Source organism: Halotia branconii CENA392 (genome assembly GCF_029953635.1).
GTDB lineage: Bacteria > Cyanobacteriota > Cyanobacteriia > Cyanobacteriales > Nostocaceae > Halotia > Halotia branconii.
In genome coordinates this window covers 6562347-6577625 of record NZ_CP124543.1, presented here as the reverse complement: position 1 = coordinate 6577625, position 15279 = coordinate 6562347, and the positions used below count along the sequence as shown (strand labels likewise).

The following is a 15279-nucleotide window of genomic DNA, read 5'->3' as shown; positions in this document are numbered from 1 at the left end:
CCTTAAGTAAGTACTTGTATTAGAGTATTTGCTAACTTTATGTTGCTTAATTAATAGTTAAAAAAAGGAGGTTTTAATTCTTTTGAATAGCTATAAGAAATATGGTTATGCAATCAAAAAAATATTGTTAATCTATTTAACAAAAAGACACAATCAAATTGTACTGTGTGGTTTAGTTGTAGGTTTGTGTTATTACTTATTTTTTTGGTTAAAGACACTAACACAATTCATAATTATTGGTATTACATTTCCGTTGTTGACAGTTACTGCGGCTTATTTAGCGTTACAAGAATTGTGGCAACAGAAAAATCAACTTGCTAAATTAAATCCTCCAAACATCCAACGACGGCTAGGACATAGTTTGATTTTATTTGGAGTTGGTCTTTTCCCTTTTAGTCTTAATAAAGGCTGGTCTCAAGCATTAGTTTGGTTAATAATTTTAATAGGTGTTGTCCTTAGCACTTGGGGACATAAGTTCTTTAAACACTATCTACGTCCAATTTTTTTGATGGTTTTAAGTATCTATCCTGGTATTTTCTTTCTACCAGCATATATATGGCAAGCTTTGACTCCTGAAAGAACAATGGATCGCATTCAAGCTTGGAGCGTTAATTTAGCACTTCATGCCATAGGTTATCCAAGCAGTTTAGATCAAACATGGGTTAAATTACCTACAGGTAGTATAGAGATAGGATGGGGTTGTAATGGCTTTGATTTGATGGTCTTGATGGTTATGACTAGTCTGTTAATAGGTATAGCTTACAGATTAAAAGGATTCCAGATATTAACAATCAGCTTTTTGGGATGTATTGTAGCTTTTATTTTTAACACTGCTCGCATTGCATTATTGGCAATTTCTGTTGCTTATTGGGATGCCACAACATTTGATTTTTGGCATGATGGTTGGGGAGGACAAATTTTTTCAGCAGCCATGTTTACAGCATTCTATTACTTGCTTATTCAAATGCGGCTACTAAATTTTGATCGCAAATCTAAGCTGCAATAAGTGTGTAGCTCCATGTCAATAATTATCATTGGGATAAAGCAGGGAGCAGCACTTCGGCTTCGCTCAGTGACCAAGGGCAGGGGGAGAAAGAGTTTGAGCCAATTGATTACTCAAAACGTGTTTTGAGGAAATCTACGATCTTTTCTGGGGTCTGCGAAACATCCACATATAAAGCATTATCTGGCTCTTCAAGAGCATCAAACTGGCTGTTGAGGAGTTTTTCGGTCATGAAGTGATTTTGGCGCGTTTGGAGTCGTTGTTGAATTAATTCAAACGACCCATTTAGGTAGACTAATTTGATGCGATCGCCATCTAATAACAAAAATTGGCGATAACTAGCTTTTAGTGCTGAACAAGCCATGACTACATTTTTATTTTCTTGCAACCATTGAGCGATCGCAGTTTGTAAATTTTGCAGCCAAGGCATTCTATCGGCATCAGTCAGGGGGATATTATGCTGCATCTTAGCAATATTCTCTGGTGAATGGAAAGAATCGGCATCTTGAAATTCCCAATGCAATGATGCTGCCAACAGTTGTCCAATAGTGGTTTTGCCAGAACCAGAGACACCCATTACCAGAATAATCATAGACAAGTTTTTGAGTTTTACTTAATTGATTTTTGAGTAGCATTTGAGTAGCATAATCAAAAATCTGGACACTCGGCCGACAGTGATTCTGGATGGCAATAGAACTTTAATACTGTTGCTACGTCGTCGCCTATCCACAGCGCTACTTTGTCAGGGGTTACGCCTGAAGTGATAGCCAAAGTAGCAAACGTGTGTCTAGTGCTATATGGCTTTAGATACGGTAATTTTCCCCCGTTAGCCAATTGGCGTACGACTCCCAATCCACAAGATGACTGCCTCCAGCAGTTACCCAAGATATCGGAGTTCATAGGAAAGCCAGCTTTAGATCGGAATATTAAATCATCGCTACTGTTAGCGTTTTCTCTAAGCTGAATTAGTAGTGACTGAAGTTTAGATCCTTGTTGACATGGAAACGTTCTACGCTTCCCGTTTTTAGTTCCCTTTTGAATATTGAATAAATTTCGGGCTTTGTTGATTTTGATACGTGTGCAATTACTATGAATGTCTGACCAACGTAGTGCGAAGGCTTCACCATGCCGACAACCTGTAAAAAACAAGAATTTTATTAGGTCGGCATAGTGTCCATTTACATGATCAAGCTCAAAAGCTTTGATGATAAAGTCTCTTTGTTCAATGTTATAAGCTTTGTAATCGTCTTCTTTGGTGGATTTCCGTTTTGGTTTTTTAATTTGGAGGTTTACGAAGGGATTAAATGTGAGATATCCAGAACCAACAGCCCACTCACAGCAGCGGTTGAGAAATATTAATGTCTCCCACACCGAAAATTGGCTGTAATTAGCTAACAACCAATCTCTGATTTTTGGAGCATCTTCTACAAGTTGACTAGGAAATTTTTTAATTCTGACGGCAATGACTTTATATTTGTGCCTAGTCGTCGTCTCCTCCAACTGCTTTTCTTGAAACTGGGTGAATTTCTCCCACAATTCAAATAATGAGTGCTGAGTGATAAGTTTTGATTCTTTTGATTCCTTGGCTAAAAGGCGTTTGGGACGATAGCTATTCAGAGAATCATCAAAACGATTAAATATAATATCGTTTGCGATCGCGTCACGTTTTGATCGCAATATCTCGCGGTTACGCCTGTTATCTGTTAGTCCGGTTGACAAATAAAACTGGCGAGAGAACCCGCGAACTCGAAAGCGTAAACTGAGCTTTTTAGTTCGCGGATCGACGTTTATCCACTTATCATCATCCATTAAAAATCATCGGGTACGGCGCTTGCTTCTGATGGTTCTGGATAAAGTTTTTTTCAAAACAAATTCTTTGAGGATGTCGGCTGCAACATCTGGGTTATCATCTTCAGATACAATTGCTGTGGCTTCAAGATGTTCACTATTGAAATTACCTAAGTTTTTAATTCGTTTATATGTGATAGTTTCAATTCTCATTGCTAGTTATAATCCTCGTCATCTTCGTCATAATTATCTTCTTCCTCGTCATCCTCATCATCGGAAACAACCTCAGATTCTACAGTTACTGCTGATAATAAATTGCGAAACTGTGGCATTGATGGAGCATCTGGGTTTAATCCTTGTGCTTTTAAGAATGCTGCTGTAGCGTCCCATTCTTTACGTAATTTATCTAATCTGTCTTCAAACTGGATGCAGTCTCTATGTAGTTTATTTCGCTTTTCATAAAGATCGTCGGCTTTCTCTCCAACAATCTTTTTAGCCCGTTCTCTTAAAATTGGAACTACTTCTTCTGCCGTTTCTCCATCATCCAAATTTACAGAGAACCCGATTCTTTCATTGCTATAGTTGCCAGTTGAAATCAAAAAGTGAGCATGTATTGTTTTAATTTTCATGAGTTTTCAGTCATTTTTATTGAGAAAATTCCAATTTTTGAGATTTTTAAAAATTGTCTACAGTCGCTAAAATCCTATCTTGGCAAGGATTACAGCCGTCTACAGCCGATTTTTTGGGGTTGGAAAATTGTAGACGGTGTAGACAGACTGTTGCTGGGGTGGTGATTAGGTGTCAGTGGGTGATGGTTGCACTCGCAATACTGGGTAATTAAAAATAATTTATCCGTAAAACGGTGCTTGCAGCCTGTAGACAAGGTGTAGACAGGCTGTAGACGTTATTCTATCCACACCCAGCCGAGTTGATTGCCTGTCCCCTCCAATGTCCCTAAACCCTTGTCAGCAAGGGATGCAAAGATAAGCCGAACCTCATCGGGCTGGAAATCATCAAACAATCGCGTTGATCGTTGAAGCATTCCCGCTTTTAACAAGTTACTTGGATTCCGTTTACCCCAATCCACGATAAATTGTTCATATTCGTTCAGGGTTGGCTGGGGTATTTGTGCCTCAGCATTTGTGCCGCGGTCAGACTCCACCGCCGCGGCTGTTCCTACTCCCCAGTTGCTGAGGTCGAGTTCACACGGGCAATCATCGACCATAAAGCGTTTTTTACCTCCAGCTTTTAACCATTGCTCTAGCTGTGGATCTTTGAGTTTAGTCCTGGCGTAGTCACGGGCAAACTGCCCCAGCCGTACCAGGACAAAGCAGCTGTAGAGTGTGTCCTTGTCGCCTTGTAAGCCAAAGTTTTCAGCGGTGTCATTTTGGGCGATCGCACAAATAAATTGCTGATACCTCCTACCCCGCTTGGCGTGGCGCTTAATCCAAAAAGTTGAGTTGGGACATTCATCGACCAGGATGGGGAACTCTTCAGCAATCATGAAGCGCTCCCGACCAGCGATCGCGTTATCTCCCCCCTCGCCGCGAAGCTCAACCAAGTCTTCAAGATTTTCTAAATCTTTAGACATGGCGGTGTCTATGGCTTTGAAGTTGCCTTTACGGCCAATGACATCATTTTGGTCAAGCCATGACCAATCATCTGGCTTGGCATCTGAATCGTAGACGATGACCCGTCCTCCGATTTTTGATGACAAGTATTGGGTGAAAGTTGACTTGCCATCACCAGTACCACCAACTAAAGCAACGTGTTTCTGCTTTTTCTGGATATACTCAACTGGGTCAGTGATTAAATTAGCGGGTTTCCAGTTAGCGTCAATAGTTCCAACCGTAATAGCCAACTGTGCTGTGGGCTGAGTTTGAGTTCTTGCTAACGCTTGAAAGTTAAGCTGTGATGCTCGGTCGATGGTTCCTAACATCTGGTTTAGTTCCTTGGCTGACTTACGGAGGTTGACCCCACCGACCAGCGCCGATGCGGAGCCAAACAGCAACCAAGGCTTGATTTGTTTTTGACGAACATCGACCGCAGCGCACAACACTAGCACCGATGCAGCCCAGCACAACCAAGATGCTGTTTGGGTGCTATGGTACATCTTTAAATAGCTGTGTACTTGTGAGGGGTGTAAATCAGTTGTCATAGTCCCATTGCTGCCCCCACTGCTATCAGAATTAAGCGAAATGTTAAGTAATTCTTAATTTCGGTAATCGCTAGCATCTGCCACAGTACCAGCACACTCACCCCAACGGCAATCAATGCCCCAACTCTTAAAAAACCGGGAATAGGGAACGATGCCCAACAGCTGGTGATTAATGCCGGAATGGTAATGTATGCAGTAATTTCAAAAACTAAGTCTGTGGGGTTGTCGGGGAGCGCGATCGCATTTATCCATCCCTTTTTAAATTCTTCCATCCTGGATGCCTGGGGCATGGGGAATGGGGCATAAGAACTGCGATCGCTGGGAACCTCGACTACTATTTTCTGTGGTTCAGTTTCTGCCATAGGTGATGCCATCCTTAAAGGACTTAAATTCTGATTGGCAGTTTTTCAATTCTCGCGCTTGTAGATTTTGGTCGGAGCCTTGATACCAAGTGAAACCGACGATTCCCACCGCCAGGAGTAGCAAAAGAAAACTGTTACCTTTGTTGTCCATTTTAAACCTCAAAATTGCTGTAACCCCCTTGGTAGGGGGATTGTAGTTAATCGAGTAAGCCGTCAAGGATGGCGTTAAAGTTGTAAACTGAGTTGTCCTGGCTGGGGTCAGGTTGTGGCATGGGGTCAAAGTTGGCGCTGATGCCATCTTTAATCTCAGACTCACAGCTAGTTAGTATCGGGTTGAAATCAAGGTTATTAACTGTCTGTTCGTCCTGTTGAGGAGTTCTACTGCTATCCATTGCCATCCCCTAGCAGTTCTTTGGCTGCATCCAAGACTGTTTGTTTCTGTTCTGGGGTCAGGTGGTCGTTACCATCGCAAGGGATGACTTCCATCTGAGTACCAGCCCGGTAGAGGCAGTTCTGTCTCTCTTCTTCGCTGGTTGTGGTTTCAGCACGGTTGATGTAGCGCTGAACGTAGGATTTATTAACGTCTTCTGGCATAATTTTGGTGATGTTTAGTTTTCTTGGTGGAGACTAATCTCTAGGCGATCGCGTTCTTGACCGAGGCGGTCGTCCTAAAAATCTGCTTTGTTGGCGGTGGTCGAGTTGAAGTTAGTCACAACCCAAACCTGTAATGAGTTACGGATACTGGGTTTAACTTCAAGTGGCTTTTGAGTGTCCAAACACACTGCGCGACCGTCGTTTAGTTTTACGTGCAGGTTCTTACCACTTTTGGAACGAGAAAAAAGTTGTCCGGTTTGGATGTGCGCCCAGGTGACTGGAGCTTTACCCACGACATATTCAGCTTGATGTCCATCAAACCCCTCCGATAGTGGGTCAATAGACAAGTCCTTCCATTCCTTCTTCTTGCCTTTACGGCTATTCGCGGTCATGGATCGACCGTTAGCAATGGTTCTATCGGTGGTTTGTTGATCGGTCATAGTGGCTTAATAGTTGAATTATGAATTGCTGGATTGTTATTTAACAATTAGCCAAAGTCTTGCTGTGTATAGTGTTAAGCTATTGTTGTTATTTATTGACCTCCTTTACACTCAAGATTTTTACCTGCCAGGGACGATACAAAACCCTGGCTTTTAATTGGCACTCATCCCCTAGCAGGTCTTTGATTCGCTCAATGCTTGCAGTCTGCTATCTCTGCATGGTTTGGGGTTTTAATCACAGGGGTTGTAAAAATCATTGTACCCCTGTACAACTATAAATATAATAGTACCAGGGTTAAATGTAAACATAGTGCAAGGGTACAATCAAGGAGTAGTGCATGGGTACAATTAATGAGAAAGCCGCTACACGGGCAAAGGAAAAAGGATCTAACTTTGACACTTACTCCGGAGGGAGTAGAGATGCTCGACGCGAAGGCGAAGGCTATGGGACTGAGCAAAAGCGAGATGATCGAACGCATAGCGAGAGAGCAAGCGTCCTCACCCTTGGAAAATCAATTACTGGGGGAATGCTGCGCCAACTGATTGCCGACTACCGCGATCAGCTGGCAGCGAAGAAAGAGGAAATTAACAAACTTGAAAATCAAATTCGGCAAGCCAACGATGAGGCAGAAAAGCTCCAATCGAGAATCCAAGAATTTGAAGCGCTTCAGTCTCAACTAGAGCAGCAGATTGAAGAGAACGAATAAAGCCGTCTTACCTCATCGGTATGACGGTTTTGTTTTGGGCGATTAACGCAAGGTAAAGCAACAAATTAATTTATTGCGGTTGATCCGGAATAAACTCTAGCTGAAACCGAACTCTACCTTTTTGCCAGCCCCCACCTTCTTGTCGCAGTATTTCAAATTCCTCAGCCCCTTCTTCATCGAACCATGAACATCTATAAGCCGCAATGAGTCCGTCTTCAGTTCCTTCCTTAAAAAGAGCTTGAATTTGTAACTTGAGTTCGCTGACTTTAAAAGTGTTTCCTAGTCCAAAGTCCGCAGTACTACTTGACACAACATCCCCATCATCTAATCGAATGTTATTCATTTAATTTCTTTTTCGGTAAACAACATGGCGGATAGAGCGCCAACTCGATCCGCCTTCCCTAATACTTCCCCCAAAGGACTATGGACATTGCTTTTAACAAACCGACCAGTGCTGGAGCGATCGCCCTTGGTCAGCCGCTGGTTTTTTTGTGCGATCGCCTTGGTGAGATGCTGGTTTTTTTTTGTGCGATCGCCCTTGGTCAGATGCTGGTTTTTTTGTGCGATCGCCTTGGTCAGATGCTGGTTTTTGTGCGATCGCACTTACCCAACCAACGTTAATAGCCATTAATTAACCCGCTATTAACACTACAAAAAAAATACTCACCAAGGCGGTGAGTAAAACATTAAACAATCAAAAATAAAGATGAAAAATAAACGTAAACGAGAGAACGGCTTAACAGTTCAGATAATCTTTGTTGCCATCATTGAAGTTAATTCTAGCATATTTTTGGGGGTAGAGGAATGACGCAAGGTATCTACCAATTTCCCCAAGTACAAGCTGAATTTAGTACAGCTAACGACCGCTTACCACCATGCGAGATAGAAGCAGAAGAAGCAGTAATTAGAGGTATACTTGACGACCCAAAAGCAATTTATCTCGTCAGTGACAGGCTAAGACCAGAACATTTTTACGTTAGCGCCCATAGAGACATTTATCAAGCTTGTTTGAGACTTTCTAAAAAAGGTAAACCGACTGATTTATTAAGTGTTACTAGCCTCTTAAGGGAGCAAGGTATTCTTGCCAGAATCGGAGGTCAGAGCAAGATGGCTTCTCTTGAGTGGAATGTTACCGCTGTCAATATTGATGCTATGGCTTGGTTAGTAATCAAGGCACATCTACATAGGCAGTACATTAAATTGGGCAATGATATCACCCGCTTAGGATATGAAACTGACCGTGAAATACCTGACTTAGTAGCTGCAATCACTGAAAAAACTCGTTCAATCATTGAAACACCAATTGCACCCACCAAAGAAGAACATCAGCGATGGAGGCACGGTCAAATGCTACAGGAGTTGACATCAATTTATACTACTTGTTCTGAACCGACTTTGCGATTACTGAAGCTAAAAGATTTGTCTGATGACTATCGCGTATCAATGAATTTTTTAGAACTTTTTTACCTAAAAAGTCTGACAGAAAAGTGTAGCAAATTACTCACTTATCAGGAGTTAAAAGAGTTAGCAGGTTCTACAGTTCGTGAGTGGTTAATAAATGGTCTTGTTCCCAAAAGCACAACAATTCTTTTAGCTGCTGATGGTGGAATTGGGAAAACCAAACTTGCCTATGGAATCGGTAAAGTCATGATTCAGGGTTCTCAACTTGGGCCCTTCATCACTACCGGGGAGAAACGCAAAATTCTCTACTACCAAGGAGACGAAAGTCCGGGAGACATGGTGCAAGCCTTGGAGGCGCTTGGTTACTCTGAGGACGATATCGATAAATACGTGCGGGTGCGGTTTGGCTGGAGTGCCGAGAATATGCCCACGCTGATCCAAGACTTAAAAGAGTTTCAACCGGAGTTTGCTGTTATTGACTCCCTCAGCACCGCTAACAAATACTCTATCTATCAAGAATCGCAGATGGAATACGCCCGCCCAATTTTGGAGATGACCGGACTGGCTATTCAGTACCAAGTCACATTTTTGATCATCCATCACACAAACCGAGAAGGTGGTGTACGCGGGACAACCGCAATTAGAAACGCCGTGAGTGAAGTTTGGACACTCGTCACAGACAAAAGCGAAACTGCAACCCCTAACGACCGCATCCTGGAAATTAATAAATCGCGATCGCGTTCCTCAAACAAGAAATACCGGATGTTTTTTAACCCCGAAGACCTCAGCTTTAGTTTCATGGGAGAAGAGGGGCAAGACTTCGGCGGGTCATCTCAAAATGCCAAAGAGAAAACGCTGCAATTTCTCGCTGACCACCGCAACATCAAATTTACTAGTGAGGAAATCGCCCATAGGTTGGGCTTCTCCAGTGCCTATGCTCGTAAATACCTGAGTGAGCTATCAGCCGATGGGTTAATTAGTAGAAAGCTCCGGCCGGGCAAACCAAACCTTTATTACCTGGTCTATGAAGGATCACTAAAGGAGGATCAGCAAGGATCACCAAAGGATCACCCCTCGGATCAGTACTACTCAAATTCCATAAGCCTTGCTGGAGAAGAATCAGAGGATAGTACAGACCCATGTATAAAAAAGAGAGGATCACCCCAGGATCACCCCTCGGATCACCTTCAAAAGCTAGATGCAGTAAGCGATACAGCCAAAGGTGATCCTCGAAGTCCTGAAAATAGCAAAAAAAGTGAGCAGACGGAAATTTCTGAACCCCCAACACCTCTTAAGGATCACCTTCGGCTAGATGCCTTACCAGATATAGCTTCTGGAGGTGATCCGAAGGGTGATCCTTCCCTGATCCTGTGCGAAAATATACAGAGTGTGAAAACAAGCTCTAAAGACTTACCAGATAATAATCATAGCCATTCTTCGGTCACTGATCCGGGGGGTGATCCTCAAGGTGATCCTGGGTCTAACCCCTCACCCCATTCCGTTACAAAACATTACAAGAATATTGAGGTGGGCGGGGTTTATCTGTCGCGATCGCTGGGTAAAAAAGTCAAAGTCATTCAGCTATATCTATCTGTGAAGAAAGCCGATGTTAATGTCCTGGGTGATATTGTTCAGCCGCGATTATCACTAGCTGATTTATATCCACTTCCCGATGATTCCTGGTCGCCGAATGTGGGGCAGCTAGCAATGTATGGTGGTGAGTTGGTGGCGATAGTTGGGTTTGATTCCGGCACTAGGAATTACCAAGTTGAGTTCGAGTCAGGCAGGTTTGAATATGTCAAAGCTAAGAGACTCGCCAAACCGTGACCGCGTAGAATGTCCCCATTGCCACGAGCTACGAACTCACCGCAATGGCTATAACCACCTAACCAGCGGTGAAGTGATCCGGCGATGGTACTGCCAGCGCTGCGATAAAAGTTTTCAGGTGAAATAAGGTGCGATCGCCAACAAACAGCCCGGCGATCGCACTGGATGACATCATGAGTTACTAGATTATGCGATTATTTGGAAAATTGCGATCGCGCTACGTGGGCATAGCGAATAACTACCGAAGCCAGGGCATAATACCGTTACCCTAGCTTCAGCGATTATGCGTAACTCAAATGTTGACTTAGATGATTACGTTAGTTTAGTTGTGCCTTATACCTTTAATAATGCTGACTTAGAACCGCCCACACAAACAGCTTTAGAGATAGCAGATGGTGAAATTAACCACAATCTCAGTCGCTTGACCCGTTTTTTGAGACGAGCAAACAATGTATTAAATAAACGAGAATGAACGGGTAGAGCGAAATTTTAGAGGCGGTTGTGAGGAGCGATCGTCTATTTCTTGCTGGTTAGTATATCTACATAAAATTAAAAATTAACTAAAATTAACAATTGAGATTTTCAGCATAAATACTAGCTTCTTGTTAGACAAATTTGTCTCAAGTTCCGGTTTAACCGTCTAGCAGGGTTAAACAGGTATATTTTTGTGTACAGATATCAGCAATATCGCTACAGCTTAGGCAATACAAGGCATACTGACCGCAAAAACACTACCACTTTTACATAAAACTGGAAGATTTACATAAATTTCAATCGCTCATAAAACGGATCTATCACTTCTATTCACTTCATCAAAAATTCGTTTTATGGCAGAACCAACTTTAACTCAGGTATTTGGTGCTAACGCGATTCAGGACGCAACAACTATTACTATTACAAAATCTGATTTAGCAGGATTAACCGCTTCTAGTAACAACACTGGCGAAAGTTTGTTAGTAGCTATTTTGTTGCAGGCGAAATCTTATTTAACTACGACTAACTTTGACTCCAATATTGACCAATCTATTGTTATCGATACTGGCTATACAAGCTTTATCACACGCGGCACTGATAACACTGGGTATAGGACTGATCAACTAACAATCTCTTTGAGCAAAATTGACACCGCTGCAACAATTGACCCGGATAATTACTAAAGATGACTCAATGTTTTCGGTTCTACGGCAAAGGGGCTGACGGGAATGTTAGTTACGAATTTTTTGCTTGTGGCACAACACCTGAATATCGTGCCAGAAACTCAACTACTGTATATCTTTATCTTGATGGTGTAAACGTTGCCGGGACAAATTATTTTTATCTGACTACAACGGCACAAGTAACTGCTGTAGCTAATGATAATCCTAATGCTGGTTATACAAAATACGGTAATTGCACCGCTTGTAACGCGGTTCCTTATGATTGCATAAATAATTCATGTGTCAAGAGCAATGTTTACGGGACTCCTGGCGAATATGACTCATTAGCTGAATGTCAAGCCGGCTGTGGCATGGTCAGCGGTCAGACATGTCCAGATCCATTTAAGTGTCTCGATCCAAATAACTATTGTCCTCCTGACATGGTTTGCATAGAACAAGCTGAGTTCAACGAAATTAGGAGATTATTAAGGTGATATGCCAACTTCTGGAGGGCAAACATTAATAAGTGATGTCGATGGGCTGAAATCGGCATTACGCGCACTAGAAATAAAGTTAAGTGATACCACAAACATAGCTGTTAGAACCGCTAATGGTTTAAATACGGTAGAGAGGAAAACAGATAATTTATCATCAAAAATTGATATCGTAGACGGAAAAGCTACTAGGTCGCTTAGTACCGCTAACGGTGCTAGTAACGAAGCTAAAAATGCAACTGGTGTCGCCAACAAAGCCGACAATAAGGCCAATAAGGCGTTGAATGTTAGCAACGAAACACAAGGCACAGCAAGACGAGCGCTCGTCGTAGGTGAACGTGCTGAAATCGTTGGCACAAAAGCAGACAGAGACGCGGCGGCTGCATTCGGTCAAGCTAATAATGCAAGCGCTCAAGCAACTAAGGCTGCAAGCGATGCCGAGTTAAGTAAAGGTTTGTCTATTCAAACCAGAAGAGTAGCAGAAACGGCTATCAGTGAAGCCAAAGCGTCAACGTTAGTGGCTAAAGAGGCAAGCGCACTAAGTAAAGCGACTAGGGGGATTGCTGACAATGCTGTAGGGGTAGCAAAAGCAGCCCAACGCGCTATTGACATCGTAGACAACAAAATCGCTAGTGTTGTCGGTCAAGTTGGCAGGCTTGCTAGCAAAGTAGCAGATGTAGCTTTAGACGCGGCTGAAGCAATAGGCATATCAAGAAAAGCGTTAACTACTGCTGGTAAGGTAGCTGGTGATTTATTGGGACTTGCCGCTAGAGTGGCAGGTTTAGCGAGTACTGTTATCGAAATTTTGCAGTTAGTAGCCTTCGCTGAGGCTTTGGGTTCTCGGATAGACGGCATAGAGCGAGAGTTGACATCACTTGGTGACGCTGTATCTAATATTTTAGGTCGCCAATTGCCAACCATTAGAGGTATAGCCAGGAATGCTTTAGAGGTAGCTAGTTCGGTGCGTGGTGTAGCTGACTATGCCGTAAGCTTAGGAAATTCTGCAAGCTCTCAAGCAAGCAGTGCAATATCTCAAGCTAGGCAAGCAATTGGCACAGCGGGACAAGCAATTCTTGCAGCTAATGTTGCTCAAACCGTTGCATCCACAGCAATCAATACAGCAGTACAAGCAAATTCTCAGGCAGTGAAAGCTGCAAGTATTGCGATCGCTGCGGGTAGCGTCGCCGCAACTGCAAACGTAACTGCCAACGCTGCTAGCACTTCAGCAAATGAAGCTAAATCAACAGCTAAGGATGCTAAGGACACAGCCAAGAAAGCCCAAAACACTGGTGATAATGCCCTAGCAAAAGCTGTAGAAGTAGCTGCGGGACTAGCGACATTATTGGGACTGTATCAATTGCTTAAACTTAAACCCGGCATTCCAGGTGTTCCAGGCATTCCGGGTCGTGACGGTAGACCCGGCAGGGATGGACGGCAAGGCGCTCCTGGTATCACGCAAATTATTCAAATTCCAGGCCAACCGGGCAGAGACGGAAGAGATGGTTTAAATGGATTCCCCGGTAGACCAGGGAGAGATGGAAAGGATGGAGTAGATGCAGTGCCTTATAACGATTCAGGGCTAAAAGCCTTTATAGCAGCTCAACACTCAGCAACTAGGTCATCGATATTGGCTCCGATCATGGCATTGCTAGCCCCAATATTTGCTATTTGTAAGCAGATTTTAGATGCTGTTAGTCAATTTAGTAATGCCGCACAATTAGCACTATTAAACATTATTAATAATAAGCTCGGTGTCCAACTTCCTGGTGGCATTGCTGGTAAGTTATCGCGAGTAGCTGAATGGCTGCATTTAGATCGAGTTTTGAATGTTCTTATCTGGTGGCAGACTTTGCACAATGCCTATATGCTCAGTGCCAATTTAGGACAAACATTAACTAGTGCAATATCCAATGTATTAGCAGCAATTGGTATCAAAGATGCAGAAGGTAGCCCTTTAGATATTGGTGCAATTTTAGGTGGTCAGTTTGATTCACTCGCTAAATCTGTAATTGGTGAGAGTGAATGGGGAAGTATTAAAGCTGAATATAAAAAATGGAACCGTATTTATCAAGCTGCTGCTAACTTAATGAATAGCATTCAATCAATTGGCTATTCAATTTTAAGTGCTTTAGAAGTTGTTGGTTCTTGGGTTGCTTTTATTGGTAATGCTTTAAAAAGATGGGGAAAGGTTAGCGAAAAAGCTTACAGATGGATGAATCCTACACCTAACTTTCAAAATAAATTTTTTACTAATTTAGAAAACGCTGAAAATGTAGTTTCTCAAGTAGATCAAGTTGCTAGTGAGGTTCTCTCTGTCCAGCAAACTGTTAACCAGATTGGAGAACAAAAAGAACAATTTACTAAAGCATTGAGTCAAGAGCCAGAAAGTAAGCAAGGAACTACACCACCAGAGGCAGCACAAATTAAAGCTGCTTCTGATGTTGCTAAATTGTTTAGTGCAACTGGTTTGGCTATTACTGATATAGACAAGGAGGCAGATGATTAATGCCATTACCAGAAGGATTTGATGAGTGGGAAAATCTACAAGATATTGTCAGACTGGAGCATAATAAAGCAGTTCGAGCATATTTTAAAAACCAGCCAGATGATGATATTAGTAATCCTAAGCCACGACTGAAGCATTCTTGTTTAATGAAAGATGACGACACCGATGTTATGACCATGATGAGGATGTGGTTGTTTGAAGTAACAATAGGAAGGTTAGAAGCAGTTCAGCGCCCAGTGTATGGTGTTCCTTGGTTTGATGTGCAATCAGAACGAACTTTTAAGCCTCAAGTAAAACTATTCTTTTTAGAACCTTATAATTTTGAAATTCATAGCAATGAATCAACACCACAAGCAGAAGGCGAAATAACTTTTAGGTTGATGAATGAATCAAGTGAAAGTATCAGCAGAACTGACGCAGAAACATTAGCAAGAAAAATTAAAAGTGTTTTTGCGACACCTCCTTTTGTTTGGCATAAAGGACGCTTTAAATGTACTTATTCAGATAAAGAACGTGGTTATGAATTAAAACTGTTAGTTCCCAGTAAGACTGAGGGAGAAAGAATTATTCGAGCCGTGCTAGATATCCAAAATCATTCTCTTGACCGTGATTATCTGCAATTTATAGACAATGACCGCGTTTATTCAAATAACCCAGGAACACATCGAGTTTATGGGCGTACAGTTAAAAAGTTCGTGCGTAGACGCACATCTGACGTAAAGTTTCGTTATGCTCAGTTGTTTATTTGGGGAAAACAGAATCCTGTGAATTTAGTAGCTGTTAGTGGATCTCGGCTACGAAGTGTAATTGAACGCGTTTAATTGAATAAAACTAAAAATTTTACGGACAACCTTATGTTATCC

The 15279-nt window shown here is 42.3% G+C and carries 21 protein-coding genes; 9 read left to right on the top strand and 12 right to left on the bottom strand.

Translation table 11 applies throughout. The features are described from left to right. Nucleotides 1–82: 82 nt before the first annotated feature. Nucleotides 83–1006: a cyanoexosortase C gene (crtC, locus tag QI031_RS28885; protein WP_281482978.1), complete on the top strand. Its 924-nt coding sequence runs from the start codon at nucleotides 83–85 to the stop codon at nucleotides 1004–1006. A gap of 106 nt (nucleotides 1007–1112) precedes the next feature. Here crtC and QI031_RS28880 read toward each other — a convergent pair whose 3' ends face one another. The 10 genes from QI031_RS28880 to QI031_RS28835 form a co-directional block, all read right to left on the bottom strand. Then, a complete protein-coding gene (locus QI031_RS28880) occupies nucleotides 1113–1595 on the bottom strand; it encodes a gluconokinase (RefSeq protein WP_281482977.1) in 483 nt (160 codons plus the stop codon). 56 nt (nucleotides 1596–1651) lie between these two features. Beyond that, nucleotides 1652–2812, bottom strand: coding sequence for a tyrosine-type recombinase/integrase (locus QI031_RS28875; RefSeq protein WP_281482976.1), 1161 nt, complete (start codon nucleotides 2810–2812; stop codon nucleotides 1652–1654). Between the two features lie 6 nt (nucleotides 2813–2818). Further along, complete coding sequence (locus QI031_RS28870; protein ID WP_281482975.1) at nucleotides 2819–3004, bottom strand: hypothetical protein; 186 nt, start codon at nucleotides 3002–3004, stop codon at nucleotides 2819–2821. Between the two features lie 2 nt (nucleotides 3005–3006). Further along, entirely contained in the window at nucleotides 3007–3420 is a 414-nt protein-coding gene (locus tag QI031_RS28865; RefSeq protein ID WP_281482974.1) for a hypothetical protein, read from the bottom strand. Nucleotides 3421–3695: 275 nt separating this feature from the next. Continuing rightward, the gene (locus QI031_RS28860; protein WP_281482973.1) at nucleotides 3696–4949 is read right to left on the bottom strand and encodes a P-loop NTPase family protein; all 1254 of its coding nucleotides are present in this window, start codon (nucleotides 4947–4949) and stop codon (nucleotides 3696–3698) included. After that, nucleotides 4946–5311 (bottom strand): hypothetical protein, encoded by a 366-nt coding sequence (locus tag QI031_RS28855; RefSeq protein WP_281482971.1) that lies wholly within the window; start codon nucleotides 5309–5311, stop codon nucleotides 4946–4948. The genes QI031_RS28860 and QI031_RS28855 overlap by 4 nt, the downstream gene beginning before the upstream one ends. Continuing rightward, the gene (locus tag QI031_RS28850) at nucleotides 5298–5462 is read right to left on the bottom strand and encodes a hypothetical protein (RefSeq protein ID WP_281482970.1); all 165 of its coding nucleotides are present in this window, start codon (nucleotides 5460–5462) and stop codon (nucleotides 5298–5300) included. Before QI031_RS28850 ends, QI031_RS28855 begins: the two co-directional genes overlap by 14 nt. A gap of 46 nt (nucleotides 5463–5508) precedes the next feature. Continuing rightward, nucleotides 5509–5703, bottom strand: coding sequence for a hypothetical protein (locus tag QI031_RS28845; RefSeq protein WP_281482969.1), 195 nt, complete (start codon nucleotides 5701–5703; stop codon nucleotides 5509–5511). Continuing rightward, the gene (locus QI031_RS28840) at nucleotides 5696–5905 is read right to left on the bottom strand and encodes a hypothetical protein (protein WP_281482968.1); all 210 of its coding nucleotides are present in this window, start codon (nucleotides 5903–5905) and stop codon (nucleotides 5696–5698) included. The genes QI031_RS28845 and QI031_RS28840 overlap by 8 nt, the downstream gene beginning before the upstream one ends. A gap of 74 nt (nucleotides 5906–5979) precedes the next feature. Further along, a complete protein-coding gene (locus QI031_RS28835) occupies nucleotides 5980–6297 on the bottom strand; it encodes a hypothetical protein (protein WP_281482967.1) in 318 nt (105 codons plus the stop codon). Nucleotides 6298–6696: 399 nt separating this feature from the next. On the opposite strand from QI031_RS28835, the gene QI031_RS31850 reads away from it, so the two are divergent. Together QI031_RS31850 and QI031_RS31845 are read left to right on the top strand one after the other, a co-directional pair. Then, nucleotides 6697–6888 carry a ribbon-helix-helix domain-containing protein gene (locus QI031_RS31850; protein ID WP_425525999.1) on the top strand — a complete coding sequence of 64 codons (192 nt, stop codon included), beginning with the start codon at nucleotides 6697–6699 and terminating at the stop codon, nucleotides 6886–6888. After that, nucleotides 6873–7052 (top strand): hypothetical protein, encoded by a 180-nt coding sequence (locus QI031_RS31845; RefSeq protein WP_425525998.1) that lies wholly within the window; start codon nucleotides 6873–6875, stop codon nucleotides 7050–7052. The genes QI031_RS31850 and QI031_RS31845 overlap by 16 nt, the downstream gene beginning before the upstream one ends. A 70-nt stretch (nucleotides 7053–7122) precedes the next feature. Here the strand turns inward: QI031_RS31845 and QI031_RS28825 are convergent, their stop codons facing one another. Together QI031_RS28825 and QI031_RS28820 are read right to left on the bottom strand one after the other, a co-directional pair. Continuing rightward, nucleotides 7123–7395, bottom strand: coding sequence for a KGK domain-containing protein (locus QI031_RS28825; RefSeq protein WP_281482965.1), 273 nt, complete (start codon nucleotides 7393–7395; stop codon nucleotides 7123–7125). 93 nt (nucleotides 7396–7488) lie between these two features. Next, nucleotides 7489–7680 carry a hypothetical protein gene (locus QI031_RS28820; protein ID WP_281482964.1) on the bottom strand — a complete coding sequence of 64 codons (192 nt, stop codon included), beginning with the start codon at nucleotides 7678–7680 and terminating at the stop codon, nucleotides 7489–7491. A gap of 176 nt (nucleotides 7681–7856) precedes the next feature. Between QI031_RS28820 and QI031_RS28815 the strand changes: the two genes are divergently transcribed. The 6 genes from QI031_RS28815 to QI031_RS28790 all read left to right on the top strand — a co-directional run bounded on the left by QI031_RS28815 (nucleotide 7857) and on the right by QI031_RS28790 (nucleotide 15237). Further along, the gene (locus tag QI031_RS28815) at nucleotides 7857–10280 is read left to right on the top strand and encodes a DnaB-like helicase N-terminal domain-containing protein (protein ID WP_281482963.1); all 2424 of its coding nucleotides are present in this window, start codon (nucleotides 7857–7859) and stop codon (nucleotides 10278–10280) included. 283 nt (nucleotides 10281–10563) lie between these two features. Beyond that, the gene (locus tag QI031_RS28810) at nucleotides 10564–10752 is read left to right on the top strand and encodes a hypothetical protein (RefSeq protein ID WP_281482962.1); all 189 of its coding nucleotides are present in this window, start codon (nucleotides 10564–10566) and stop codon (nucleotides 10750–10752) included. Nucleotides 10753–11107: 355 nt separating this feature from the next. Continuing rightward, nucleotides 11108–11437: a hypothetical protein gene (locus tag QI031_RS28805; RefSeq protein ID WP_281480793.1), complete on the top strand. Its 330-nt coding sequence runs from the start codon at nucleotides 11108–11110 to the stop codon at nucleotides 11435–11437. Nucleotides 11438–11439: 2 nt separating this feature from the next. Continuing rightward, complete coding sequence (locus QI031_RS28800; RefSeq protein ID WP_281480794.1) at nucleotides 11440–11910, top strand: hypothetical protein; 471 nt, start codon at nucleotides 11440–11442, stop codon at nucleotides 11908–11910. A gap of 1 nt (nucleotide 11911) precedes the next feature. Continuing rightward, nucleotides 11912–14416: an alanine-zipper protein gene (locus QI031_RS28795; protein ID WP_281480795.1), complete on the top strand. Its 2505-nt coding sequence runs from the start codon at nucleotides 11912–11914 to the stop codon at nucleotides 14414–14416. Continuing rightward, nucleotides 14416–15237 (top strand): hypothetical protein, encoded by an 822-nt coding sequence (locus tag QI031_RS28790; protein ID WP_281480796.1) that lies wholly within the window; start codon nucleotides 14416–14418, stop codon nucleotides 15235–15237. The genes QI031_RS28795 and QI031_RS28790 overlap by 1 nt, the downstream gene beginning before the upstream one ends. The last annotated feature ends 42 nt before the right edge of the window (nucleotides 15238–15279 follow it).